The organism is Nocardia carnea NBRC 14403 (assembly GCF_000308515.1).
GTDB lineage: Bacteria > Actinomycetota > Actinomycetes > Mycobacteriales > Mycobacteriaceae > Nocardia > Nocardia carnea.
Genome location: NZ_BAFV01000003.1, coordinates 97,332 through 123,654, shown reverse-complemented (window position 1 = coordinate 123,654; position 26,323 = coordinate 97,332). Strand labels below are relative to the sequence as shown.

The window sequence follows — 26,323 nt, the reverse complement described above, 5'->3', positions numbered from 1 at the left end:
ATCAGCTCAGCAGCTCGTCCAGGAAACGGATCGGGACACGGTTCTCACCCAGCGTGCGAACCGTGTCCGTTCCGTCCGGGGTGGATACCGGTAGATCGTCGCGCAGGACCCGCATGATCTCGAGTACCGCCGGTCCCGCATCGAGCAGCGGCCGGGTCCAGCCGAGCTCGGCGCAGGTGGCGACCACCGGCGCCAGCAGCGCGGCGGCCTCACCGACCCAGCCGGCGGCAGCCAGCGATTCGGCGAGCAGCAGCGAGAGATCCAGCTCGGCGCGGGGCCGCCCCTGGTCCCGCGTGCGGCTTTGGAGTGCCCGTGCATGCCGGGCCGCGCGTTCGTGCTCCTGCCGGGTACCGCCTGCCAGCAGGGCCCGGATGGTGGCGATCTCGCCGGCCTCCATATCCAGCACCGACGGCACCACCGGATGCTCGGGTTCGCGGCCGGGTTCGAGGAAATTGCCGGCGACGGCCGCCGTGCTTTCCGGAGCACGATCGGGCGCGACCACGCCCAGCCGGAACTGCTCGGCCCGGATCTGCGCGGCCAGCCGGGTCAGCTGGTGGTCCGCGGCGATCCGCGCCCCCTCCCCCAGCCGCACCGCGGCCGCCGGTAGATCACCGAGTAATGCCTTCACCCGCGCGCCGGTCACAATGGTGGCGATCAGCGATTCGATCGGCCCGACCCGCGCCACCAGCTGGTAGGACTCGTCGAACAGTTCCTCGGCGGCGGCCAGATCACCGCGCCGGTATTCGAGCTCTCCCAGCAGTCCGGCAGCGGCCCGGACCCCGTGCGAACGCGGCCCGGACCGCATCTGAGCCGTTTTGTAAGCCTGCCGGTAGGCACTCAACGCCACCGCGGTATCCAGCTGCTCGTAGGCGATGAGGCCGCGTCCGCACCAGGCGAAGATCTCCCCGAGCGGCTCCCGGGAGCGTTCCTGATACGGTCGCGCCCACTCCAGCATTTCGCTCGCCGCCCGATAGTCGAATTCGCAAATTCGCACGTAGGCGTGGATATTGGCCGCTGTGGCGACCGTCCAGGCGGGTAGTTCGCCGGGATGGCGCAGCGATTCGGCGACCTGTTCGAGTACACCCGCGGAGCGGTCGTGCGAGATCTCGTCGGCCGCGGCCAGTACATCGGCCTGGCAGCGCTGTTTGCGCACCTCCCCGTCGTCCTCCGGGCTCCGGGAGAGCACATTCGACAGCCGATTCAGCGCCGAACGGGCTGCGGTGGACTGTTGCAGATTCACATTGGCCCGCGCGACCGCCATCAGCAGCTTCGAACGCGAGGCCACCTGCTGGACGGGAAGTTTGGACACCGAACCGAGCAGTGTCGCGACCCGCGAACCGTCGATCAGATCCATCCCGCCGTTCTCGAGCAGATCTAGCGCCGTCTTGAAATCGGTCCCGGCCAGCGAATGGTCCACCGCGCGGCGCAGCAGCTGGTGTTCGGCATACCACCGTGCGGCCCGGCGGTGCAGGGTTTTCACCTGGCCCGGATCCGTCCGGTCCAGGCGGGCACGCAGATATTCGGCGAACAACGGCTGCATCTGGAACCATTCCGGTTCGTCATCGGCACGCCGCACGAACAACTCGCGCCGCTCGGCCTGCTCCAGCAGTCGAGGCGCCTCGGAGTTACCGGTGAGCGCAATGGCCAGCGAACCGTTCGCCTGCTCGGCCACCGCGATCACGGCGAGGAAGTCGAGCATCTCGGGTTCGAGGGCGTCGAGCACGTTCTCGGCCAGATATTCGCGGATACCGTGCCCGCCCTCGGACAGGCGTTCCACCAGGACAGCCGGATCGGGATCGTCGCGCAGCGCGAGACTGATCAACTGGATCGCCGCGGGCCACCCGTCGGTGGCGGTGTACAGCCGGTCCAGCTGTTCATCGTCGAGAGCGAAACCGTTGCGGCGCACCAGGATCTCCCCGACCTCGGCGCGGGTGAGCCGCAGCTGCGCGGAATCGAGCTGCACCAGTTCGTCGTTCATCCGCATCCGGCCGATGGGCAGTTCCGAGGGATCTCGGCTGGTCACCACGAGCCGCAGATGGTGACATCCGCTGTCCAGCAGGCTCGACAGCACCCGTTTCGCGCCGGGGTCGGTAAGCCGATGCCAGTCGTCGATGATCACCACCACCGGTTCCCCGCTGGTGTGTAGTTCGGTGATCAGGCTGGATTCCGCGATAGTGACCGAATCCGCGGGCCGCTCCTCGAGCATCTGCCCCAGACCTGCCCCGATATCGGGCCGCACCCGGTGAATGGCCTCGATGAGGTGCGCGAGGAACCAGACCTCGTGGTCGTCGCCGCTGTCGATCCCGATCCAGGCGACCGGTAGTCCGAGCCCCTCCAGCTCGTCGCGCCACTGCGCCGCCAGCACGCTCTTACCGAAACCGGCGGGGGCGTGGATCACGGTGAGCCGGCGTTCCACACCGGTGCGCAGGATATCGAGCAGCCGCGGCCGGCGCACCGGCTCCCGCGGTGGTGTCGGCGGCCGGAACTTCGTGGCCGGGCTCGGCGGCAGGGTGGCCGGGGAGCGCCGTCGTGCGCCCGACACCACTTCCTGCCGACCGGAAGTGCTGCCGCGCGGGCCGGTCTCGCCGGTGGCCCTCCGTGGATGTGCGCCGGTGCCGCTCAACCAGCCGGCGGCCGTCGGCGGCAGCAGCGGCCAGCTGCGGCGGGCGGTCACCGCGGGCGGCTGCCGGTCGTGCGCCGGCGGTCCCGTTTCCATCGCGGTGATCTCCGGGTCCAGTAACGCCATATCGTCCGGGACCTGCCCGTGCGCTATCTGGACCTCCCGCAACATCTCACCGAACTCGTAGGCGGAGACCGGGCGATCCTGCGGGTCCTGCGCCATCGCCTCTTCGATCGCGGCGGCCACATCGGCCGGTATGTCCTGGTCACGGAGGTCGGGCACCGGTTGCGTGGTGATCCGCAGGAATTGCGCGACCACCCGCTCTCCGGCCTGCCGTTCGAACGCCGCATGACCGGTGAGCAGAGCGAACAATGTCGCGCCCAGGCCGTACACATCGGATCGGACGGTGGGTTCCTCGCCTTTGAGTACCTCGGGCGCGGTGAATGCCGGTGATCCGGTGATCTGACTGTCCGAAGTGCGGAAACCGCCGGGCATCCGCGCGATCCCGAAATCGGTGAGCTGCGGTTCGCCGTAGGAACTGAGCAGCACATTGGCCGGTTTCACATCGCGGTGCAGGATCCGGGTCCGGTGTGCGCTCTCGATCGCCCCGGCCAGTTTCACTCCGGCACGGAGGGTATCGGCCCAGCTCAACGGGCCCAGGTCATGGACGAGGCGTTCCAGCGACCCGTGCGTGGCGAACGGCATCACGATGAACGGCAGGCCACTGGCTGTCACATCCACCTGCAGGATGTCGACGATATTCGGATGCCCGGACAGCCTGCCCATGGCGTGCTCTTCGCGCAGGAATCGTTCCCGGCTCTCCGGGTCCAGATCCGACGACAGCACCTTCACTGCGACCACACGGTCCAGTGCCCGCTGCACACACCGGTATACGACGCCGAAGCCGCCGCGGCCGATCTCCTGCGCCTCGGTCAGCCCCATGGCGGCCAGGTCTTCGACGATGCGCTCCGGTTCGGCGCCCGCGGACTCCGGCCCCCGTCCCGGAACTGCCATGGTGGGCTCGGGGCCACCGCTGTCGGGCTCGGCTCCGCTGGTGTCGGGCTCGGCTCCGCCGGGGTCGTCGCTGCCGGACTCGGCGCTACCGGGAGCCGCACCACCGGATTCCCGGGGTTCCTCGGTGCTCGGCTGCGCCGCCCGTTCCGGAGCCCCCGGGCCGGGCCTACCGCTTTCCACCCCAGCGCTTTCCGGCTCGACGGCGGATGTGGCGTAGGAGTCCTCCGATTCGCGGCCCGGTGGGCCCGAACGCGTTCGTGGAATCATCTCACCACCTCGCACTCGTTACGAACCGGCTGCGGTGGAGTACGCCGCCGCGGCGCCGTTCCGGTATCCACTTCCAACGTAGCGCGCGCAATACCCGGATGCGCGGCTTTCCTCCTTGCTCGCGTGTTGAGTTCTCGGCAGGGCGTTCGCCGCCCCACGCAACCGCAGAACACGCTGGTCGGCGAAGGTCCGTATGTAGTTCTGGGCGCGCCCGCGCCGTGCGCTGCTCGGCGGCGCATCTACGGGGCGGCCCCCGGACAAGCCGGCTGATACAGGTATATCCCTGGTATCCGACAACAAACCGGCCGCACTGCCCCGCGCGCCTTTCGGTCCCAGTAGATCTATCGGTCGCGCCTACCCGGCCGTTGCCGATTCCGGGGCGAATCTTCGAAACGTCCGGGTAGGCCGGTAACCGAACACATTCGGCGACACGCCGAGCGGAGCGAAGTATTCCACGGCGTGGTAGGAGCCCGGGCGAGGCACCGAGCGGTTCCGCGAGGCCCCGAGAGGTTCGGCACCGGAGGAGCCGCGAAAAAAACACAGCCCGCCCCACGAAAAGGTGGGGCGGGCTGTGCCGATCGTCCGAACGGACTGTTCGTCCGGTCCGGGACTACTTACGCAGCGAGGCCGGGACCTCGAAACGCTTACCGTACTTCTTCGCCAGCTCGTCGGCCCGGGCCACGAAGGCCGCCTGGCCGCCGGGGTAGCCGACGATGAACTGGTGCACGCCACCGGTCCAGGCCGGGAACCCGATACCGAAGATCGAGCCGATATTCGCGTCCGCGGTGGACTCGAGCACGCCTTCGTCGAAGCACTTCTGGGTTTCGATGGCCTCGGCGAACAGCATGCGGTCGATCAGGTCCTGCAGCGGCACGCCGAAACCGGTCGTGGTCTTGAAGTGCTCACGCAGCTGCGGCCAGATGTTGAGACGCTTGCCGTTCTCGTCGTACTCGTAGAAGCCGGCCTTCTCGAGACGCCCCGGGCGCCCCTGCTCGACCATGTAGTCGACCACGTCGATGGCCGGATGCCGTTCGGTGCCCATGGCGGCGTCGCCGGCCTTGGCAGCCTCTTCGGTCTCCCGCGCGATCTTCTGCATGAGCTTCATGTTCAGCTCATCGGTCAGCTGCAGCGGCGGGGCCGGGTAGCCCGCCTGCGAACCGGCCTGCTCGATGGTGGCGGGCTCGATGCCCTCACCCAGCATGGCGATCGCCTCGTTGACGAAGGTGCCGATCACGCGCGAGGTGAAGAAACCGCGGCTGTCGTTGACGACGATCGGGGTCTTCTTGATGGCGAGGGTGTAGTCGAACACCCGGGCCAGGGCCTCGTCGGAGGTCTTCTCACCCTTGATGATCTCGACCAGCGGCATCTTGTCGACCGGCGAGAAGAAGTGGATACCGATGAAGTCCTGCTCGCGCTTGACACCCGCGGCCAGGCCGGTGATCGGCAGGGTGGAGGTGTTGGAGCCCAGCAGCGCGTCCGGGGTGACGATATCCTCGATCTCCTGGAACACCTTGTGCTTGAGCTCGGTGCTCTCGAAGACGGCCTCGATCACGAAATCGACGCCCGCGAAATCGGCGGCATCGGCGCTCGGCTTGATCCGGTCGAGCAGCGCCTTGGACTTCTCCTCGGTGGTCTTGCCCCGGGACAGCGCCTTGGCCTCGATCTTCTCCGAGTAGCCCTTACCGCGTTCGGCCGCCTCGATGGTGACGTCCTTCAGCACGACCTCGTAGCCGGCCTTGGCGGAGACGTAGGCGATACCGGCGCCCATCATGCCCGCGCCGAGCACGCCGACCTTCTTGATCTCGCGCTTGGGCACATCGTTCGGCCGCGAACCACCGTTGTTGATGGTCTGCAGATCGAAGAAGAACGCCTGGATCATGTTCTTCGCGACCGGCCCGGTGAGCAGGTGCACGAAGTAGCGGGACTCGATCAGCGAGGCATCGTCGATGCCGACCTGCGAGCCTTCGACCGCCGCGGCCATGATGGCGCGCGGGGCGGGCATATTCGCGCCCTTGAGCTGCTTGCGCAGGTTGGCCGGGAAGGCCGGGAGCTGGGCGGCGAACGCTGGGCTGGCGGGGGTGCCGCCCGGGATCTTGAAGCCCTTCTTGTCCCACGGCTGCACGCCGCCCTCGGGATTGGCCTTGATCCACGCCTTGGCGGCGGGCACCAGTTCGTCGATCGAGCCGACCAGCTCGTCGACCAGGCCGATCTCCTTGGCCTTGGCCGGCTTGTTGCGCTGGCCCTGCAGCAGAACCTGCATCAACGCGTTCTGCAGGCCGAGCATGCGCACGGTGCGGATGATGCCGCCACCGGCGGGCAGCAGGCCGAGGGTGGCCTCGGGCAGGCCGATCACGACGCCGGGGATATCGGCCGCGACCCGGTGGTGGGTCGCCAGCGCGATTTCCAGGCCGCCGCCCAGCGCGGCACCGTTGATGGCGGCGACGACGGGCTTGCCGAGGGTCTCCAGCCGGCGCAGCGCCGACTTGATCTCGCCCAGCTCTTCCATCAGCTCCGGACCGTTGTCCGGGCCGACCTGCATCATGTTCTTCAGATCGCCGCCGGCGAAGAAGGTCTTCTTCGCGGAGGTCAGCACGACACCGGTGATGTCGTCCTTCTCGGCCTCCAGCCGGTCGACCGTTTCGGTCATCGACTTCTTGTAGAGGTCGTTCATCGTGTTGGCGCCCTGGTTCGGATCGTCCATCGTCAGTACGACGATGCCGTCCGAATCCTTCTCCCAACCGATCATGTTGGCTTCGCTCACAGCTCTGTCTCTCCTTGTTGAATCAGTGACCGGTGGGATCAGACCCGCTCGATGATGGTGGCCACACCCATGCCGCCGCCGATGCACAGCGTGACCAGGGCGTAGCGGGCGTTGCGGCGCTCCAGTTCGTCGACCATGGTGCCGGTGATCATGGCACCGGTGGCACCCAGCGGGTGGCCCATGGCGATGGCACCGCCGTTGACGTTGAGCTTCTCGTCCGGGATCTGCAGATCCTTCTGGAACTTCAGCACGACCGAGGCGAAGGCCTCGTTGATCTCGAACAGATCGATATCGTCCATCGTCAGACCGGCCTTGGCCAGCACCTTCTTCGCCGCCGGGGTGGGCCCGGTGAGCATGATGGTGCTGTCGGCGCCGCTGGTGGCGGTCGCGACGACGCGGGCGCGCGGGGTCAGACCCGAGGCCTTACCGGCCTCTTCGCTGCCGATGAGCACCAGCGCGGCGCCGTCGACGATGCCGGAGCTGTTGCCGCCGTGGTGGACGTGGTTGATCTTCTCGACGAAGTGGTACTTCTGCAGCGCCACCGCGTCGAAACCGCCCATTTCACCGATACCGGCGAACGAGGGGTTCAGCTTGGCCAGATCTTCCACAGTGGTGCCGGGACGCATATGCTCGTCGCGGTCCAGCACGGTCAGGCCGTTGAGGTCCTTGACCGGGACGATGGATTTGGCGAAGTAGCCGCCGGTGGTCGCCTTGGCGGCCAGATCCTGCGAACGCACCGCGTAGGCGTCGACATCATCGCGGGAGAAGCCCTCGATGCTGGCGATCAGGTCGGCGCTGATGCCCTGCGGTACGACGTAGGTGTCGTAGTTGGTGGCCGGGTCGAGCATCCAGGCGCCGCCGTCGGAACCCATCGGCACGCGCGACATGGATTCGACGCCACCGGCGATGACCAGGTCGTCGAAGCCGGAACGGACCTTCTGGGCGCCCAGGTTCACGGCTTCCAGGCCCGAGGCGCAGAAGCGGTTGAGCTGGAAACCACCGACGGTTTCGGGCAGGCCGGCGGTGAGCACGGTGGTGCGGGCGATATCGGAGCCCTGGTCACCGACCGGGGAGACGACACCGAGGATCAGATCCGAGATACGGTCCTCGTCCAGGTTCGGGAAGCGGTTGCGCAGCTCCTGCACCAGGCCAGTGGTGAGATCGATCGGCTTGACCGAATGCAGCGACCCCTTCTTGTTGCGGCCGCGCGGGGTGCGGATGGCCTCGTAGATGTAGGCCTCTGTGGTCATATCGGAGTGTTTCCTTCCTAGGAATACGCCCGCCCGCACCTGGCGGAGCAGACGCGAGTTACCTCGCCGACCGGCCGTTCGACCGACCGTCCGTATTCAGTTGGCATAGCGCCGGCGGGCCGGAGAACCCGCGCGGGCATACGCTGTACAAACCACGGCACGAACCAGCGGACGGGTATCCGGCGGCCCGCTCGTCAGGGCCCACCATAGAACCTTGTCTCGCGGAAGTCCGCAGCCACCCGCCCATAGTACCGCCGGATGCGAACTCCGGTTAACTTAACGTGGTCGAGCCGGTGCTTGTCAACCATTCAACGGGGTGGCGCCCAGCTCACTCGCCAGCAATTCCAGAGCGACCTCGTCCGGATCGCGCCGCTGCCCCGGATCGACCGGCCGCGCGGCGTCGGCAAGCATCTCCTGCTCCTCCTCCGGAGTGGAGGCCGGAACGGCAGCGGATCCGTAACCGTAATCGTCCGGACCCGGGTCGTCCGGGAGGTCCGGATAGTCCGGCGGCGGAATGTCGTCATACGGATTCCCGGCACCGCCCGCGCCGGAGTTACCAGGGCCCGCCGAACCGGGGTCCCCGGTCGCTGCGGCGCTCCGGGCCTGACTGGGCCGGGAGAACCGGGGGGCCGGTTTGCCGGACGCACCCGGCGCACGGGTCGGCTCCCCGCTACCGGCACCGGACTGCGCGGTTCCCGCGGCACCGGCGGCTTCCGTACCGGATTCCCCGCGGGCGGTTTCGCCGTCACCGGCGCCGGGCCGGCCGGTCCACGTCCGGCGCGGACCGCCTCGACGCCCCCCTTCGGAATCACCGGAATCGGTATCACCGGACCGCCGGCCGCCCCGCTCCCGGCCGCCGGGACCGCGCGAAACCTGCTGACCGGCCACCACCCAGCGCACCGGATGCTCGTGCCCGAGCACCGCGGCGACCGCCGACCGGACGGCCCCCATCGGCTGCGGCTGGGACAACCGCTGCACCAGCGCCGCGTGGTGAGCGAGAACGATCTCGCCCTGCTCGACCCCGGCGACCGACGCCCCCGAGGTGAGCATCGCGCCGATGGTCGGCCCGAATTCCCGGACCTTCACCTTGATGTCGGCCCAGGCGGCCTCGACGGCCGCCAGCAATTCGGCGTCGGTATCCGCGTCGGCCGGCCCGGCGGGTGCGGTCGATCCGCCATCGGGCCGACGGGTGCCATCGTGATCCCCGGCAGAACTGTCCACGCCCGTCGCCCCGAGTTCCCGATCACCCGCGCCACCGCTCGCGGCTACATCGGCACTCGCACGATCCCGGCTGCCGTGCGCTATCCGAGCCTCCGCACGACCTTCCTCCCCGGCTCCCGCCGCCGGGCGATCCCGCTCACCACCGGACCCCTGCGTCCCCGGTCGATCTCCGGCGCCGACGCCCGAACGATCCTCGTCACCGATCGCCGCCGGTGCTCCCGCACGACCTTCCTCCCCAGCTCGAACGGTCGGACGATTCCGCTCACCACCGGCCCCCTGTGTTTCCGGCTGATCTCCGGCGCCGACGCCCATACGGTCCTTGTCACCGGTCGCCGCCGATGCTCCCGCAGGACCTTCCTCCCCAGCTCGGACCGCCTGATGATCCCGCTCACCAGCAGACCCCTGCGCTCCCGGCGGGTCTCCCTCGGGATTCCGATCACCGATGGTCGCATGCAGGCCCGCACCGCCGTCCGCACCGTCCGGGGTGGTCCGATCATCCCGCTCGTCAGCGGATGCCCGAGGTGCCGGCCGGTTTTCCGGACCGGTGCCGACGTCCGGACGATCCCGATCATCTGGCGCCGCCTGAGCGCCGGCGCGATCTCCCGGGCCGGTCTCAGCCGACGAAAGGCTCCTGTTTCCGGCTTCCGAAGCATCCTGCGGACGACCGGAGCTGCCGGGTTCGGTGATACCGGGCCGCACCGCGCCCGTCGGTTGCGGCGGTCCCGCGGGCGGGCCGGCCGCAGGCGCGCGATGTGAGTCACCTCCGGGTGTCCCGGTTGCCTCGGCCGACTTCTGTGCCGCAGAGGCTGTTTCGTTCCGAAGATCCGATTCCGCCGGTCGCGGAGCGGGGCCGGCAGTGTGGGCGCCCGGCAGGGTCCCGTCGGCGGGACTGCCGGATGTGTGCGCAGTCTTGGATTCGCGCAGCGCCGCCAGCGCTTCGGCCCCGCGTCGGCGCGAAGGGTCCGCGGCCGGGTGGGCAGGTGCCGCGGGCGCACCGCCGGACACCGGCCCGGGCTCCACAGCGGCATCGGCCGGAGCCGCCGCAACTCCGGAAGCGATCCGCCGTTCCAGCTGTTCCAGCCGCTGCAGAGTTGCGGCATCGGAGGTATCGGCCGCGGGGAGCAGCATGCGGGAACACACGACCTCGAGCAGCAGCCGCGGCGCGGTGGCACCGCGCATCTCCCCCAGGCCGGCGTGCAGGAGTTCGGCGCAGCGGGTGAGCGTCGCGGGACCCAGCCGGGCGGCTTGATCGCGCATCCGGTCCAGCAGGTCGCCGGGGGCGGCCACGAGACCGCGCTCGGTGGCATCCGGTACGGCCTGCATCAGGATCAGGTCGCGCAGCCGTTCGAGCAGATCCACCGCGAAACGGCGCGGGTCGTGACCGGCTTCCATCACCCGGTCGACGGTGCGGAACAGCGCGGCACCGTCGCCGGCGGACAGCGCGTCGATCGCATCATCGATCAACGCCACATCGGTCACCCCCAGCAGCGCGACGGCGCGCGTATAGGTGACGCCGTCGCTACCGGCGCCCGCGAGCAGTTGGTCGAGAACACTCAAACTATCTCGCGGGGAACCGCCGCCGGCTCGGATGACCAGCGGATACACCGCCTCGTCCACCGGTACGTGCTCCTGGGCGCAGATATCGCCGAGCAGTCCGCGCATCGTGGCGGGCGGCAGCAGCCGGAACGGGTAGTGGTGGGTGCGCGACCGAATGGTCGGCAGCACTTTTTCCGGCTCGGTGGTGGCGAATACGAAGATCAGATGCGCGGGCGGTTCTTCGACGATCTTGAGCAGCGCATTGAAGCCGGCGGTGGTCACCATATGCGCCTCGTCGACGATGAACACCCGGTAGCGGGACTCGGCGGGCGCATAGAAGGCGCGATCGCGCAGTTCCCGGGTGTCGTCCACACCGCCGTGGCTGGCCGCGTCCAGTTCGATCACATCGAGGTTCCCGCCACCGCCCGGAGCGAGGGATACACAGGAAGCGCAGGTACCGCACGGGGTCGAGGTGGGACCTTCGACGCAGTTCAGCGACCGCGCCAGAATCCGGGCGGACGAGGTCTTCCCGCAACCACGCGGACCGGAGAACAGGTACGCATGACTGATCCGCCCGGTATCGAGCGCAGTACACAGCGGGTCCGTGACATGCTCCTGGCCCACTACGTCAGCGAACGTTGCCGGTCGGTACTTCCGGTACAGAGCCACGCGGAGAGTGTAGGTCGCGACTACGACGTGTGGGGGCTCGGCCCGTCGGCGGACCTCCATCGATGGAAGGGTCTTCCGTCGATGAGTTAACAGCGTTACGCTAACGCCACTAACCTATCGAGGCGGGGGCTTGCACATGCTGATCCGGATCGCACAATTCGTCACGAGATACCCGCGGGGAATACTCGTCGGCGCACTGGCCGTCGCGCTGCTGTGCGGTATCTTCGGCGCCACCGCCGCATCGGGACTGAAATCGGGTGGATTCGTCTCCTCCGATGCCGAATCGACGCAGGCCACGGAGTTGCTCGCGGAGAATTTCGAAGGCGCCGCGCCCAACTACATCCTGCTGGTCGACTCCCCCGAAGGGGTCGATACACCCGCCGTACAGGCCCGGGCACAGGCGGCCGTCGATACGATCCGCGCGCATCCCGGCACCACCAGCGTCCAGTCGTACTGGACCGCACCCTCTCCCGCGGTGGCCTCGGCGCTGCGCAGTACCGACGGCAATTCCGGACTGATCGCCGTACACCTGGCCGGCGACGAAACCCAGATGCAGGAAGCCGCGGGTGAGATCAGCGCCCAGGTGACCGGCACAACCGACGGGGTCACCGTCCGGGCGGGTGGCGCGGCCGCCACCTTCCACGAGGTCAACGAACAGATCACCCACGATCTGGCGGTCGCCGAGGCCGCGGCCATACCGCTGACCCTGCTCGTGCTGATACTGGTGTTCGGCAGCCTGGTCGCGGCGTCGCTGCCACTGTTGGTCGGCTTGTTCGCGATCGCCGCCACCCTGGCGATTCTGCGGCTGTTCACCCTGTTCACCGATGTGTCCATCTACGCGATGAACCTCACCACCGCACTCGGCCTGGCCCTGGCGATCGACTACAGCCTGTTCATCGTGAGCCGATTCCGGGAGGAACTCGCAGGCGGCCTGGACCCCCGTGCCGCGACCGTGCGCGCCTTGCAAACCGCGGGCCGCACCGTACTGTTCTCCGCCCTCACCGTGGCACTGTCGCTTTCGGCGATGCTGGTGTTCGACCTGTACTTCCTGCGTTCGTTCGCCTATTCCGGTGTGGCGGTCGTAGTGGCCGCGGCGGCGGCCTCGGTGATCGTGCTGCCGGCGGCGCTGGTACTGCTGGGTCACCGGGTGAACGCCCTGGACCTGCGCGCACCGCTGCTGCGTTTGTTCGGACGCGAGCCGGCGCCGCTGGGCGCCATGGTTCCGGAACAGACGGGCTGGTACCGGCTGGTCCTCCGGGTGATGCGGTTCGCGATCTCGGTATCCGTGGTGATCGTGGCGTTGCTGCTGGCGCTGGGATCGCCGTTCCTGTCCGTGAAATTCGGTTATCCCGACGAGCGAGTCCTCCCGGAGACCGCCGCCAGCCGGCAGGTGGGTGACGAGGTGCGCGCCGAATTCCCGCGGGCCGATCCGGGCGGTAACACCACGATCGTGCTGAACGGCTACCAGGACGAACAGGGTGTCGGCGCCTACGCGGCCCGGTTGTCCGAAGTCGACGATGTCACGGGTGTGCTGTCCAGCGCCGGCGTATATGTCTCCGGTAACCGGCTCGCGCCCACCCCGCCGGGGATGGCCAACGACACCGGCACCTATCTGACCGTGAACACCTCCCTCGACCCGTTCTCCCCAGCCGGGGGCGATCAACTGACAGAGCTCAGGGAAGTACCGGCACCGGCGCCCCCACTGTTCTCCGGCGCCGCCGCGATGAACGAGGATTCCCTCGACGCACTCGCCGACCGGCTTCCGCTGGCAGCGCTCCTCATCGTCCTGGCGACCTTCGTCGTGCTGTTCCTGTTCACCGGCAGCGTGATCCTGCCGCTGAAGGCATTACTACTGAACACCCTTTCGCTGACAGCGGCTTTCGGCGCCATGGTGTGGATATTCCAGGACGGCCACCTAGAGGGCCTGCTCGGCTTCACCGCCGTCGGCTACCTGGTGCCGACCATGCCGATCCTCATGTTCTGCCTGGCCTTCGGCCTGTCCATGGATTACGAGGTATTCCTGCTGTCGCGGATCCGGGAAGAATGGCTGCGCCGGCGCGCCGGCCGCACCGGCGGCGAATTCGCGGCGGAGGACAACACCGCATCCGTCGCGATCGGGGTGGCCCGCACCGGCCGGATCTTCACCGCCGCCGCCGTGCTGATGGCCATCGTGATCGGCGCACTGGTCACTTCGCAGGTCTCGTTCATCCAGCTGATGGGGTTGGGTTTGACGTTGACGGTCCTGGCCGACGCCACCATCATCCGGGCACTGCTGGTACCGGCGCTGATGCGGATGATGGGCCCGCTCAACTGGTGGGCACCGAAACCGCTGGCCCGCCTGCACGACCGGTTCGGGCTGGGCGAGGAAACCGAACCGCGGCCGGCCGCCGCCGAACCACCGGTGCGGGTATGACCGGGCGGCCGCGGTCACCGCGCGGAACCGGTGGCCGCCTACGGGCGGAGATCATCACCGCGACCCGCGAACTGCTCGAACGGACGGGAAGCGTCGAGGCCGTATCCATCCGCGCGGTCGCCGGAATGGTGGGTGTCAGCGCCCCGTCGATCTATCGGCATTTTGCCGATAAGGACGCGCTGATCGAGGCCGCGGTGGCCGAGGTTTTCGAAGCGCTGAACACCGCCATGCAGTCCGCGGTGGACCCGGCCGACTCACCGCCACTCCGGCTGCGGCGGCTCGGCCTCGCCTATGTCCGTTTCGCCCTCGACCATCCCGAGCAATACCGGCTGGCCACCATCCCCACCCATACACACGGCGCGGTGGATCTCGTCCTGACCAGTGGCGCCTTCCGTTTCTTCGCGACCACAGTCGAAGAAGCCATGGCAGCCGGGTTGATCGACCGCGGCGACCCGACCCCGCTGGTGCTGGAACTATGGGCCGCCGCGCACGGTATCGCCTCCCTGCTGCTGGCGAAACCGTTCCTGCCGTGGGGGGATCCGATGGCCGTGGCCGGCCGGGTGCTCGACGCGGCCTGTGCCGGACATGTCGTCACCGAATTGATCGGCCCCGAGACCGGCCCGGCGGAGATGACGGACTGGCTCACGCACTTACGGAACCGGGTGCGCGGCACCGGACCTGCCGCGGACTGATTCAGCTCACCGCATCATCGGGGGCGGTGAAGGTGTTGCACTGCGCCGTCCGGTTGTGTTCCACACCGAGCCCGAACCAGCGCCCGCCGTTCTCCGGCGTGCCGTGATCGCGCATATCGCCGCTCTGGTCACCGCGGTTGTCGGCGTCCGTGCGCGCCTGCGACATCTGTTCGGCGGTCAGCGAACCGCCGTCCGCCGAGGACACCAGGTACATCCCGTCGAAACAGTTGGCCTGCAGTTCGACCCGCCGCGACAGCTCCAAGCCCTCGGGGCTCTGCGCACCCGCATCGACACGTTCACCGTTGGCCGCGAGCAGGATGCCGGACAGGTTCTGGACATGGTGGCCGTACTCGTGCGCGAACACCGACAGATAGACCACCCAGTTGTCCCCGTAGTAGTCGGTTTGCAGCTGGCTGATCGGCATATACACCGTGCGATTGGCCGGACAGTAGAAGGCGGCGAAATTACTGGTCGAGCCGGTGCACGGGGTGGATATGCCCTCGGTGGTGGCCGATACCTCGACGGTCGGCGGTTCGAACGGCAACCCCGCGGCTTCCAGTACAGGCTGCCAGGCCGCCTCCAGGCATTTCTCGGCACTCCCGAAGAAGGCGCGGGCCGTTTCCTCGTCGGTCGACCACTCGGTATAGGGGCAGTCGGCAGGGATGAGGGTCGCGGCCGTATCGATGAGCAGTGGATTGGTACCGGTTTCGGACGGCCCCGTCACACCCGTGTCGAAACCACGGTCGGGCTGCGGCCCGAGCGCGCTCAGCCCACCCGAATCCAGGGCCCCGCGAACCAACGCCGCCACCACGAAAACGATGACCGCGAGCAATATCCACAGCGTCCGGCCGCCACCACGCCGAGGCCGGGGCGGGCGGCCACGCAGCGGCCGTTGCGGGACCGGCGGTGGCATGGGCGGGGCAACGATCGGCCGGTATCCCGGTATCGGACCGCGCTGTGGCGGCGGGCCGGGCCGGGGCGGATAACCGGGTCGCGGCGGCGGATACCCCGGTGCGGCCGGATATCCCGGTCGCATACCGTGCGGTGGCGGCTGCTGCGGGCGGACCGGCGGCGGACCGTACTGCGGTCGCCCGCGTGGTGGAATCGGCTGTCTACCAGGAGGAACCGGTCCACGTTCATAAGGTGGTCGAGTCACTCCCCCGGTACCTCTCGAATTCTCGGAACGCCAACAGCCGCTGACGCAGGATAGCAAGCTGTCTAAAGTTACGGACCATGCTCACTTTTCGGGGGGGCGCCGCGGCGCTACTACTCGCACTGACCGGATTGTTCACCCTGTTCACGCCCACTGCGCAGGCACAGGAACCGGCCGGTGTGATTCTGAACTTGGACATGACACTCAGCCGCGAGGGCATCCTCGAGGTGACCGAGCGGGTGACCGTTCCGCCCGGTGAACAATTCACCATGTCCCTGCCGCTGCGGGTGCAGATCAGTGAGGATTCCGAACGCCGGTTCGCGGTCACCGATATCGAAACGACCGGCCCCGGAACCGCACAGGTGGCCGGAGATCTGTTCACCATCGAGGCCGGGCCCGGCGAGTCGACCTTCCGCTACTCGGTGCAGAACACGGTCAGCGACGCCGAGGGCAGCCAGGTGTTCCGCTGGTTCGGGGTGCTCAATGTCGATATAGCCGAAATCCACGCCAGCCTGATCAGTCCGAGTTTCGAAATGGGCATCGTGGAATGCCTGCTGGGTCCGATCGGTGATACGCGGCCGTGCGCCCAAGTGCGCATCGAACCCGACGGGGTCCTTTACCTGGACCAGACGAACCTGCGCAAGGGCGAATCGGTCGATCTGACGCTGCAGATTCCGCCCGGCACCGTACCGTCGAACGCCGATATCAGCGGTCCCGGCAACTCACCGTTCGCGATCACCGGTCCGGTCTTCATCGCGTTCGCCCTACTGCTGGCCGCCTTGGTTGCACTCGCCGGGTACATCCTCTGGGCACGCCGGCAGACCGGTGCCGCCGAACCGATGCAGCCCCTGGTCCACGCCGACGGCCGCACCCAGTTCAGTTCTCCCGCGGGCATCCTGCCCGGCGCGGCGGGAGTTCTGCTCGACGGGCACGCCGATACCACCGATATCGCCGCCACCGTCGTCGACCTGGCGGTGCGCAATTACCTCTGGATCGGGCGCATCGGCGAAACCCAGTGGCGGATGGTCCGGGTCAACCCGGCCGACGAACAGCTCCGGCCGTACGAGCGAGCGGTCTACGACGCTCTGCTCCCCGCGGGTGCCGACGAGGTCACGGTCGCCGATCTGGGTTCCCCGGGCAGGCTCACGACGGAACCGCTACGCCGCACGATGCTGGCCGACGCGGTCGAGCGCGGCGCGTTCATCGACCCGGCCCGGCGCCGCATACCGCTTTGGCTCGGCGGAGCCCTGATCGTGCTCGGCGCCGGGGTGACTGTCGCCGCGGCGCTGCTTTCCGGCCACGCGCTGGTGGGCGTCGCGATCGCACTCGCCGGCGCCGGACTGCTCGCGGCCCAGCGATTCCTGCCCACCCGCACCGCCTACGGGCGCGCACTCACCGGCCAGGTGCGCGGACTGCAACAGGGCCTGGAACAGGTGGACAGCGCACAGATTCCCGCCGGCGACCGGGAACTTGTGTTCTCCCGCGGGCTGTCTTACATGATCGTCTGGAGCCGCGCCGACAACTGGGTGCGCACGTTCCGCGATATCGACCCGTCTGCCGACGACGATCCCGGGCTGTACTGGTTCGGTGGTTTCGAGGGCGACCGGGACCTGCACCGATTCGCCGGACACTTCCCGTACTTCATCACCGCGGTGGAGGGCGTGTTCTCGACACGCTGACGTGCGATGGTGCATTCCCTCCGGCCTTGCTGACCCGGCCGGGTCAGCAAGGCCGCCGACAGGAACGCGCAGGCCAGCCCCCTACGACTGCCGGTGAACTGGGCCGGACGACGCGGGAGCAGAAGTTCACATCCCGGTCGTACGGACGCGCTGTCAGGCCTGGATACGGCGCAGCGCGGCGACGGGGTCGGCATAAAGGGCGCTCAGCGAAGTGACCACGGCCGCGAACTCCTGCACCTTCGACGCGTAGCCGGTGACCCGGATATCGGTGGGCGGCAGAACCGTCGCCTCGTTGAACGAGCGCGCCACATGCGCCAGGCCGGGACGGTAGGTGGTGAAGGCCTGCCCGCCGAGCACCACGCGGTCCGGGTTGAGCATATCCCGCACCAGGGCCACGGTCTGCCCGAGAACGGTGGCACGTTCGGCGAGCAGCTCCCGGGCCGGTTCCGAGCCACGTACCGCGGCGCGGTACAGGTCGCCGATCGTCGAACTGGCTTTTCCGTTGTACGCGGGGATGATTCCACGTCCCACCGCGCGGGCGTGTAGCGCGCGATCACTGACGGTGGCCTCCAAGCAGCCGCGCCGGCCGCACTGGCATTCGACACCGGAGCCGGTCGGTAGATGCGCGATCGAGCCCGGACCGTTGTTCGGGGTGTGCACGCGACCGTCCAGCGTTACCGAAATACCGACCATCTCACGGACATAGAAGTACAAGCTGCTCCCGTGCGCATGAGCCTGCTCGGACGCCTCGGCCGAATCCTGCTGTACGCCGGGTAACAACAGCTCCGCGGCGGCCATGGCCTCGACATGGGGTGCCACCGAAATCGGCAGTCCGAGCACCTCGCTGAACACCGCGCCCACCGGCGCCTCCTGCCAGCCGAGTTTCGGATGGTCGACCACACCGGTGCTCGGGTCGACCCGGCCGCCGATCGCCACCCCCACCCACAGCGGCGTGCGCCGATACCAACGCTGCAGGAAAGATTTCGCACTGTGCGCGACGGTTTTGACCGCGAATTCCTGACCGGTTTGCGGAGTGGCGATGGTGAGACCGCCGAGAATGCGCCCTCGCAGGTCGGCGACCACGATGCGGGTGGACGCGGAGCCGATATGGATACCCAGAGTGCCGAAGGTGTCGATATCCACCTCGAACGGAACGCGCGGCCGGCCCACCGCGCCGGAGGCGGTGAGGTCGGCACGTTCACGCAACAGCCCGGCCGCGAGCAGCGCGGAAACCTGCCGATTGACGGTGGCGATACTCAAACCGGTGGCGCGGGCGGTTTTGTCACGGAACACCGGCCCGGTGGTGGCCGACCGCAGCACGGCTGCGGCGGGGTTATCGGAGATCCGCAGGTCCGGGGGGACGACGGGGCGGGGGATACGGGTGCGGGTAGTGGGAGCCTGCGACGCGATGCGTTCGGCGGTGCGGACAGCCATATGATTTCCTCGATTGATTCCGGCCGACGCCGGTATATGCCTACAGATGCTGCAACGAGGCGGCGAGTGGATCGAAATCGCTCAACCGCGGCGGCGGGAGCAACACAACTCACGGGTGAGCGGCAGGCGCAAACCGAGCGCAGCGGTCACATAAGTGACCGGCTTCGGTGTGGTGCCGCTGGTAGACATAACAAATAAATTAACACCCGGTACGGCGCCGCACCAAGAGGTTCGTTCACCGCGCATCCAGCTCCCGGGCGTTTCTCCAGGTCAACAGCGGATTCACGGCGCGCCTTCCGACCGCGGCGCATCGGCCGCCCGGCCGCGCCGGCAACCGGAAAAATGCGCACCGGAGGCCTGGCCGGGCGACCGTATCCGCCGGCGGTCCGATATCCGCAAACATGCGGTGAATCACCGATGCCGGGCGCTTATATATTCCCCGCAGATTTCCGGAGAATATCCTTCCGAACCGGATTCGGAATAATTGTCCGGAATTATCCGGGGAATACTTCCCCCGACAACACGGGAGAATCGGCGTGAACCCGGCGGCCGACCACCCGACCCTTACTCAGAACTCCCGGACCAGGTACATCGACCCTGGTCCGGGACATTTTCCGCTGCTATGCTCCGAGCACGAGGCGGGGAGTCGAAGGGGGAAGACGATGTCCGTACCAGATCTGGGGCAGCAGGCAGGGATTCGGCTGTACGAATCGGCCCGGGCCGGGGAATTCCATATGTCGGCGGATGCGGCCCGGGAACTCGCCGCCTCCTGCGACCGGCTCGTGGAACGAGTGCGGCAGGCCAGGACCGACGCCGCGGACCTCACCCGGGTGTCCGGATTTCCGGACCTCCCCTCGGGGCGTGCACTGACCGCGGGGTTCAACGCGAAGGGTCGCGAGTACCTCGAGGTACTCGATGCCTTCGAACAGGCCACCCTCCGGCACAAGGCGGCCTACCTCGCCGCGGCGGCACTGTTCCACGAGGCCGATGCGGCGAACGCCGCTGCTCTGGCCGCTGCGCTGGCGGATACCCCCTGATGTACGGCATCATATCGAATCACGCAGGGGTGCAAAAGAATTGAAACCACACGGTCCGTAGCACGTTTCGGTGGTCGCGGACCGACAGGCAAGGGGGCCGACCGTGACATATCAGGGGCAGGCCGGTACACCGAGTACCGGCACCGATCCGGCCTACGTACCGGATCGTGAAGTATTCGACGCCTATACCCATCAGCAGATCTGGGACCTCGCACGCGAGCGGCTGGCACCGGCCGAGCTACGCCGGGTGGCAGACGCGTGGGGTCGTACCGCCGACGCCCTGGAATCGGCATTCGACGAGCACGCCCGCGAACTCACCCGGCTGTCCGGCGAATGGTCCGGTATCGCGGCCGGGGCAGCTGCGCAGGCCGCAACCGCCCTGGTACAGGCCGGTGACGGCACCGTCGAAGTCTGCCGGGCACTCCGGCATCTCATGACGGCGAATTCCGATGCGGCCGAATCGGTCCGGGCGGCCATCCCACCGCCATCGGAACCGTACCGGCCGGATCCCGATGCGGCCGTGGAGGCAGCCGGCGGAGCGCAGCGGCGTACGGCCCACAACCTCGCGACGGCCGCGGTGACAGCGACAGCTCAGGACGCCATGACCTTCGGTTACAACCCGACGATCCCCGCCAGCGGTGACAACGTTCCACGGTTTCCCACGGTGCTCGCCACGGCGCCTGAAGGCCCGGATATACCAGCCGTTTCGGAACGAGTCCCGGCCCCGGCACCGAGCACGGGCCCCGGAACGACCGTCGGATCGGACCCCGAATCGCCGGAAAACGATCCGCCGGGATCCACGACGTCACCTATCGACGAGGACACAGCTCCCGTCACCCTGCCGGGCCGACACGGCGACGGGGCGCAAACGTCGCCCGGCAACGCTGCGGCACCCACGCCGGCCGCCCCGGAGAACGAATGGCAACCGGCGGGCACTCCTTCCGATTCATCCTCCCCAGCGGATGCCCCAGAACCTCCGGGCGAATCTCCACAGCCGAACAACACTCCGGCCCCCGGATCCCCCCGGCACCCCGATGCGCCTGCGGCTGATACAGCACCCGCTGCCGCATCTGCGCCGGACTCTCACCATGCACGCTCGGAACCTGCCGTGCAGCCCTCCTCGGCCCCGATCGACCGCGGAACAGGCCCGGCTGCCGGCCCGGACGGCACCGACCTTTCGCCGCGCTCACCGGCGAGTCCAGCCATCACCGGCGCAGCTGCCCCGATCCTGCCCGGGCCCAGCGCGGCCGCCCCGGCCCCGGCCGGACCCGGCCCGGCTGGTCCGCCCCCGGCCGGATCTGTTCCCCCCTCGCCGCCCGGCACTACGGGTGGTGGCGCCGCACCGGGCCACAGCAGTTCGACCGGCGGCACTTCGGGGCCCGCGCACGCCCCGGGCACCAATACGGCCCAACACCGTCCGGCGCCGGGCATCCAGCCCACCTTCACAGGCGGACCGGGCACAGCCCCTGGCACACCGCCCGCTTCCGCACCGGGGGCCACGGCACCCACATCCGGCGCACCGGCCGCCACCGGAAACGGAGGGTCTCCCGATGGGGCGGGAAACACCGTGCCCGTCGGACAGGCCCCTCCGTGCGGGGCCGGGTCAGAAGGCCCTGGCCGCGCTCCGGCCGGCGACGGATCGGTCACCGCCCCCTCCACCTACCCGGAAGGGGCGGCTCCCAGCGGACCAGGAAGCACCGGCACCACCAGACCTGGTGTCCCGTGCCCGGGCTGGACCGACAGCCCGAGCATCGATTGCGGCAGCCCGCCCCACTCAGAATCGGGGCCGGGTGCCCCCGGCGGCTCGCAGAATCAGACCTGCACAGGGCCGGGAACCCCCGGACCCGATGCACCGGCGGTCCGAGCGCCCACCACATCAGGTCCGACCGCTGCCCCCGGGCCGGCGGCTGTCCCCTATTCCCCCGACCCGTCCGTCCGGACCCCGGCCGGCCATACCGATCCGGTGGTCCATCCACCGTTTCCCGGGGAACGCGAAACGCTCGGCCCCGCCGGAACGGGCCCGAACAGTTCCACGGCGGAAGGGTACGAACATCCCGCGCAGCGGCCGGTTCGGCTGGTCCCCGCGGGCATGCCTCTGCCATCCACCGCCGGTGTACCTCCGTCCCGCCCGGCCGATTCCGAGCGGACCAGCCCCGATTACCTGCACGCACCCAACGAAGCTCTGACCGCGAGCGATCCGAAGGTGCCCCCGGTTCTCGGCGAATACACCGAAACCGAACGAGCCGAACACGACGACCCGGGCGGCGGGAGCCGCTGATGGAATGGGTGTTCACGCCGGACGAGTTCAGCTACATCTGGCAGACCGAGACAGGACTCGACCGGCGGCCCCACCCCATCGATCTCGCGCCGCGGGCCACCGCCGCTACCGAGAGCGCGCGGGCGGCATTGGAACTGGAACATCGGTTCCCGCCCAACGGCGACCCCGATCTCACCGGAACTCTGCGGTTTCTCGCCCGGACCGACGTCACGCGGGTGACCGTATTCGGGGACGATTTCGACGGTTCCGGCCATCGCGGCGATCCCGTGCTCGCGGTCGCGGTCGGGTTCGGCAACTGGGGCGCACTGGTACGGGCGCAGAACGAGGAGATCGCCCTGATCGCCTGTCATGCACGAACCATCGGCAAACATCTGGTCAGCACCTTGGGCCCGGCCCGGGCCGGGCGCCTGCCCGCCATGCGCGAACCACGCGCCGCGGTGCTCTGCCCGGAGCAGGGCCCCGGCGAGCCCGGCGCCGCGGAGATCCGGGCGCGCCGGCTACGCGAGGCGCTGCACCGGCCGATCGACGCCCGCGGGTTCTTCACCATCACGATCGCACCGGAGAATCCGATGTCGCCGCCGCCGATCCACCGCACCTGGCTGGATTTCACCGGCGACGGACGCTATCTGCTGGCCGCCGGGACCGACCTGTCGCTCACCCCGGCCGGCGATGCCCGGCTGGCCGCCGAACTCACCCGGCTCGCGCGTCTCCGCTGAGATGTTGGAGCCGCTCCGCAATATTGGAGACGCTCCGCGTCTCGAGGGGTACTTATTGCCCCCTGGAGGGGCTTATTTCTGTTTCGCCGCGGCCTTCAGCTGCTTCTTGAACGCGCGCACCTCGAGCAGGGTCTCCCCGTCTACGATATCGGCCGCCGATCGTCGCGATCCCGGTTCGGCGTAGTCACCGGCCGCCGCCTCCCAGCCCGCCGGCCGGATATCGAGCTGTTTGCCCAGTAGAGCGAGAAAGATCCGGGCCTTCTGATCGCCGTAGCCCGGCAGCGCCTTCAACCGGCGCAGCACCTCTTTGCCGTCCGGGTCGCCTGCGGTCCAGATCGCCGTCACATCGCCGTCGTAATGTTCGATCACATATCGCGCCAGATCCTGGATCCGCCGCGCCATGGACCGGCCGTAGCGGTGAATGGCTGGTGGAGTCGCCGCCATTTCCTCGAACTCGGCCTGATCCGCCGCCGCGATCGCGTGGATATCCAGCCCGCCCATCCGGTCGGCGATCTTCTTCGGACCGCGGAAAGCGTGTTCGAGCGGGTACTGCTGATCGAGAAGCATCCCGATCAACAGCGCCGGCGGACTCTCCGACAGCAGCTGGTCCGCCTCGGGTTCCTGCGCGAGACACAACTTGGCCATGGCCTGCTCTCCTCACTGCGCTGTTGAGCATGGGGCCATACCGGTTACGGCCGCCTCCGGGCCCGGCCCACTCACGCTCCGTACTACCAGCGATCATCCCATGCCCCCGAGTTAGGCTCACCACATGCCACACACGGCGATACACCCACCCACCACACTGGATGGACACGGACCCATGGACAGTTTCGGGTTACGCCCCGACCGATTCGATGCCGCCGGCCAGGATCAGCTGGTCGATATCCGCGACCTACAGGCGGCACTCCCCGGACTCGACCGGTTACGCGACTGGGCGCACCAGGCGCTCGCGCTGCAGCCGGGGGAAAAAGCCGTCGATATCGGTTCCGGTACCGGTTCCGAAGTGATCACCTTCGCGGCGGCGGTCGGCCCCACCGGTATCGCCACCGGGGTGGAGCCCGACCCCCACCTGCTGGCCGCTGCCGAGCGGCGGGCAGCCGCTGCACATTCCACCGCGACCTTCCACTCCGGCGATGCCTACGGCTTGCCCTTCGGTCCCGAAACCTTCGACGCCGTCCTGTGCGAGCGGGTCTTCCAGCACCTCACGGCGCCCGCGCGCGCTGCCCGCGAGATCGCCCGCGTCCTGCGGCCGGGTGGCCGGGCCGTGGTGATGGATGCCGACTGGGGTTCGGCGATCGTGCACCCCGGTAACACCCGCGTGGTGCGCGAGGTCGTGGACACCCTGATCTCGGCGACCACCAATCCCTATTCGGGCCGCCGATTGCAGGGGCTGCTCACCGCCGCGGGCCTGGAAGCCGAGAGCACCGGGTCACATGCGCTGGTCCAGGAGCGAACGGTGGGGGCCGGCGCGCTGGTCAGCAGGGTTTCCGCCATGGCCGTGGCGCGCCGGGTGATCACCGAGACCGAACGTGAACAGTTGCTCGCCGACCTGGCCGCGGGCGCCGAAAGCGGCGATATCCACCTCTCGGTGACGATGTTCGCCGTGCACGCCCGCAAACCGGCCTGATTCCTACTTCTGCAGTTTCTCGGTCGCTGCCAGCAGCACGCAGGTCGCCAATCCGTCCATGGCCTGCTCCAGCTCCGGCAGCGCCGGGAAACTGGGGGCGATCCGGATGTTCTTGTCCTCCGGATCTTTCTTGTACGGGAAGGCCGACCCGGCCGCGGTCAGGGCGATACCGGCGTCCTTCGCCAGTTCGATGACCCGTGCCGCGGTGCCCTCGAGCACATCGAGGCTGACGAAGTAACCACCCTTGGGTTCGGTCCAGGAGGCCACCTTGGACGGGCCGAGGCGATCCTCGAGGATCCGTAGCACCAGCGCGAACTTCGGTTCGAGGATGGCGCGATGCTTCTGCATATGAGCCCGCACCCCGGCGGCATCGCTGAAGAAACGCAGATGACGCAGCTGGTTGATCTTGTCCGGGCCGATGCTCTTCTTCGACGCATGCCCCAGATACCAGTTCAGGTTCTCGGTCGAGGCGCCGAGGAAGCTCACCCCCGAACCGGCGAAGGTGATCTTCGAGGTGGAGGCGAAAACGAAGGGCCGGTGCGGGTTCCCCGCCGCCGCCGCGAGCCCGAGTACATCGATCACCGGCGCAGCGGTATCGGTGAGCGGGTGCACGGCGTAGGCGTTGTCCCAGAACAACCGGAAATCGGGCGCCGCGGCCGGCATCGAAACCAGTTCCCGCACGACCTCTTCGGAGAACACCGCACCGGTCGGGTTGGAGTAGTTGGGAACCGCCCACAAACCCTTGATCTGCGGATCGGCTGCCAGCAGTTCGGCGATCATCCGGGTATCGGGCCCGTTGGGTCCCATCGGCACCGTGATCATCTCGAAGCCCAGCGATTCGGTGATCGCGAAATGGCGGTCGTAACCGGGGCTGGGGCACAGGAACTTCACCACCGGCTCGTCGGCCCACCGGCGCGGCGAATCGGGCAGGCCGTGCAGCGTGGCGTAGACGATGGTGTCGTGCATCAGCTCGAGGCTGGCGTTGTTTCCGGCGATCAGGTTGTCGACGCCGATACCGAGCAGTTCACCGAAGATGGCGCGTAGCTCCGGAAGCCCGTGCAGACCACCGTAGTTGCGGCAGTCGGTGCCGGTGGCGTCGCGGAAATCGCCGTCGCCGGGCAGCGACAGCATGGCGGAGGAGAGGGCGAGTTGTTCCGGCGAAGGCTTTCCCCGGGTCAGATCGAGGGTGAGCGCAGCGGCCTGCAGTGTCGCGTAGTTCGCGGACTGGAGTTCGTGCTCGGCGGCGAGTTCCTCGGGACTCATCAAACCGATCTGGGTTTGCCGGGGCATGCTGGACAGCCTTTCCAACGACCTGGTGGGTGAATGCACTTACGGGCGGCCGGTGGTGCCGGGCGCCCCGGGCCACGTTACCCGGACGTCCGCGACGGCCGGGAGGTGTTGGGATTCTCGGTGCCGATCGGGAAACGTCACCGCGGCGGGTTCTGCTCCGGAGATCCGATGAACACCGGTCCGGATTAAGGGGACCCCGCGCACCCGGCAGAGCCCGTTGACCCTTGCTGCCTTCCGGCCCTGGGGGAGTTCACAGGATGCGCGCCGCGCGGGATCCGTGGGCCAGTGTAGCCGCACCCGCGCACACTGCACAGCGGGGGCCTCACCGGCAGAACAGGAACAGGATGGGGCCCACTCCTGGGTTGCGGTAGTAGCAGCGGCTGCCGTCTGCAATCGGCATAGGGCCGGGACTGCGATCGACGGAGGGCCGGGACCGGAACAGAGAACGGCCCCGCCGGTGGAATGCTCCACGGGCGGGGCCGGCTGCGGAGGATGCGGGATTCGAACCCGCGAGGGCTGTTAACCCAACCCGCGTTCCAGGCGAGCGCCATAGGCCACTAGGCGAATCCTCCGCCGAGCAGCATACCTGCCACCCCGGCGCATCGTGAAAACGCCCGCTCATTCCGGCCGCCGCGAGCGATCCACCACCGCAGCGACCCGGCCGAC

Annotated in this window: 15 protein-coding genes, 1 tRNA gene, 1 other RNA gene and 1 pseudogene; 7 read left to right on the top strand and 11 right to left on the bottom strand. The window is 68.4% G+C overall.

What is annotated here, in order from left to right; all coding sequences use genetic code 11:
- Position 1: 1 nt before the first annotated feature.
- The 4 genes and pseudogenes from ON22_RS01085 to ON22_RS38460 all read right to left on the bottom strand — a co-directional run.
- Positions 2-3,634 carry a serine/threonine-protein kinase gene (locus ON22_RS01085; RefSeq protein WP_231508590.1) on the bottom strand — a complete coding sequence of 1,211 codons (3,633 nt, stop codon included), beginning with the start codon at positions 3,632-3,634 and terminating at the stop codon, positions 2-4.
- A gap of 877 nt (positions 3,635-4,511) precedes the next feature.
- Entirely contained in the window at positions 4,512-6,662 is a 2,151-nt protein-coding gene (locus tag ON22_RS01080; protein WP_033243898.1) for a 3-hydroxyacyl-CoA dehydrogenase NAD-binding domain-containing protein, read from the bottom strand.
- A gap of 38 nt (positions 6,663-6,700) precedes the next feature.
- Positions 6,701-7,912 carry an acetyl-CoA C-acetyltransferase gene (locus ON22_RS01075; protein WP_033243897.1) on the bottom strand — a complete coding sequence of 404 codons (1,212 nt, stop codon included), beginning with the start codon at positions 7,910-7,912 and terminating at the stop codon, positions 6,701-6,703.
- A 1,863-nt stretch (positions 7,913-9,775) separates the two neighbouring features.
- Positions 9,776-11,338, bottom strand: a pseudogene (locus ON22_RS38460) (DNA polymerase III subunit gamma and tau); the annotation flags it as partial.
- A 136-nt stretch (positions 11,339-11,474) separates the two neighbouring features.
- Between ON22_RS38460 and ON22_RS01065 the strand changes: the two are divergent.
- Both ON22_RS01065 and ON22_RS01060 read left to right on the top strand, forming a co-directional pair.
- Positions 11,475-13,751, top strand: a complete 2,277-nt coding sequence (locus tag ON22_RS01065; RefSeq protein WP_033243895.1) for an MMPL family transporter — start codon at positions 11,475-11,477, stop codon at positions 13,749-13,751.
- Entirely contained in the window at positions 13,748-14,443 is a 696-nt protein-coding gene (locus ON22_RS01060; protein WP_033243894.1) for a TetR/AcrR family transcriptional regulator, read from the top strand. The genes ON22_RS01065 and ON22_RS01060 overlap by 4 nt, the downstream gene beginning before the upstream one ends.
- 1 nt (position 14,444) lies before the next feature.
- Here the strand turns inward: ON22_RS01060 and ON22_RS01055 are convergent, their stop codons facing one another.
- Positions 14,445-15,356, bottom strand: coding sequence for a neutral zinc metallopeptidase (locus ON22_RS01055; protein ID WP_033243893.1), 912 nt, complete (start codon positions 15,354-15,356; stop codon positions 14,445-14,447).
- A 320-nt stretch (positions 15,357-15,676) separates the two neighbouring features.
- On the opposite strand from ON22_RS01055, the gene ON22_RS01045 reads away from it, so the two are divergent.
- The gene (locus ON22_RS01045) at positions 15,677-17,275 is read left to right on the top strand and encodes a DUF2207 family protein (protein ID WP_033243891.1); all 1,599 of its coding nucleotides are present in this window, start codon (positions 15,677-15,679) and stop codon (positions 17,273-17,275) included.
- Positions 17,276-17,428: 153 nt separating this feature from the next.
- Here ON22_RS01045 and ON22_RS01040 read toward each other — a convergent pair whose 3' ends face one another.
- On the bottom strand, positions 17,429-18,709 hold the full coding sequence (locus ON22_RS01040; protein WP_033243890.1) for an ROK family protein: 1,281 nt from the start codon (positions 18,707-18,709) through the stop codon (positions 17,429-17,431).
- A 662-nt stretch (positions 18,710-19,371) separates the two neighbouring features.
- Between ON22_RS01040 and ON22_RS01035 the strand changes: the two genes are divergently transcribed.
- Entirely contained in the window at positions 19,372-19,746 is a 375-nt protein-coding gene (locus ON22_RS01035) for a hypothetical protein (protein ID WP_033243889.1), read from the top strand.
- 238 nt (positions 19,747-19,984) lie between these two features.
- Here ON22_RS01035 and ON22_RS36465 read toward each other — a convergent pair whose 3' ends face one another.
- Positions 19,985-20,176 (bottom strand): hypothetical protein, encoded by a 192-nt coding sequence (locus tag ON22_RS36465; protein WP_156052274.1) that lies wholly within the window; start codon positions 20,174-20,176, stop codon positions 19,985-19,987.
- Between the two features lie 1,659 nt (positions 20,177-21,835).
- Here ON22_RS36465 and ON22_RS36460 point away from each other — a divergent pair.
- Both ON22_RS36460 and ON22_RS01025 read left to right on the top strand, forming a co-directional pair.
- Positions 21,836-22,024 (top strand): hypothetical protein, encoded by a 189-nt coding sequence (locus ON22_RS36460; protein WP_156052273.1) that lies wholly within the window; start codon positions 21,836-21,838, stop codon positions 22,022-22,024.
- Positions 22,024-22,740 (top strand): ESX secretion-associated protein EspG, encoded by a 717-nt coding sequence (locus ON22_RS01025; RefSeq protein WP_033243888.1) that lies wholly within the window; start codon positions 22,024-22,026, stop codon positions 22,738-22,740. The genes ON22_RS36460 and ON22_RS01025 overlap by 1 nt, the downstream gene beginning before the upstream one ends.
- A 72-nt stretch (positions 22,741-22,812) precedes the next feature.
- Here the strand turns inward: ON22_RS01025 and ON22_RS01020 are convergent, their stop codons facing one another.
- Positions 22,813-23,385: an HhH-GPD-type base excision DNA repair protein gene (locus tag ON22_RS01020; protein WP_033243887.1), complete on the bottom strand. Its 573-nt coding sequence runs from the start codon at positions 23,383-23,385 to the stop codon at positions 22,813-22,815.
- Between the two features lie 175 nt (positions 23,386-23,560).
- On the opposite strand from ON22_RS01020, the gene ON22_RS01015 reads away from it, so the two are divergent.
- Entirely contained in the window at positions 23,561-24,367 is an 807-nt protein-coding gene (locus ON22_RS01015) for a methyltransferase domain-containing protein (RefSeq protein WP_033243886.1), read from the top strand.
- A gap of 3 nt (positions 24,368-24,370) precedes the next feature.
- Here ON22_RS01015 and ON22_RS01010 read toward each other — a convergent pair whose 3' ends face one another.
- The 3 genes from ON22_RS01010 to ON22_RS01005 all read right to left on the bottom strand — a co-directional run bounded on the left by ON22_RS01010 (position 24,371) and on the right by ON22_RS01005 (position 26,229).
- Positions 24,371-25,657 (bottom strand): aspartate aminotransferase type Ic, encoded by a 1,287-nt coding sequence (locus ON22_RS01010; RefSeq protein WP_033243885.1) that lies wholly within the window; start codon positions 25,655-25,657, stop codon positions 24,371-24,373.
- A gap of 185 nt (positions 25,658-25,842) precedes the next feature.
- Positions 25,843-25,937: signal recognition particle sRNA small type (gene ffs / locus ON22_RS35190), an RNA gene on the bottom strand.
- Between the two features lie 206 nt (positions 25,938-26,143).
- Positions 26,144-26,229, bottom strand: a tRNA-Ser gene (locus ON22_RS01005).
- Positions 26,230-26,323: the final 94 nt, after the last annotated feature.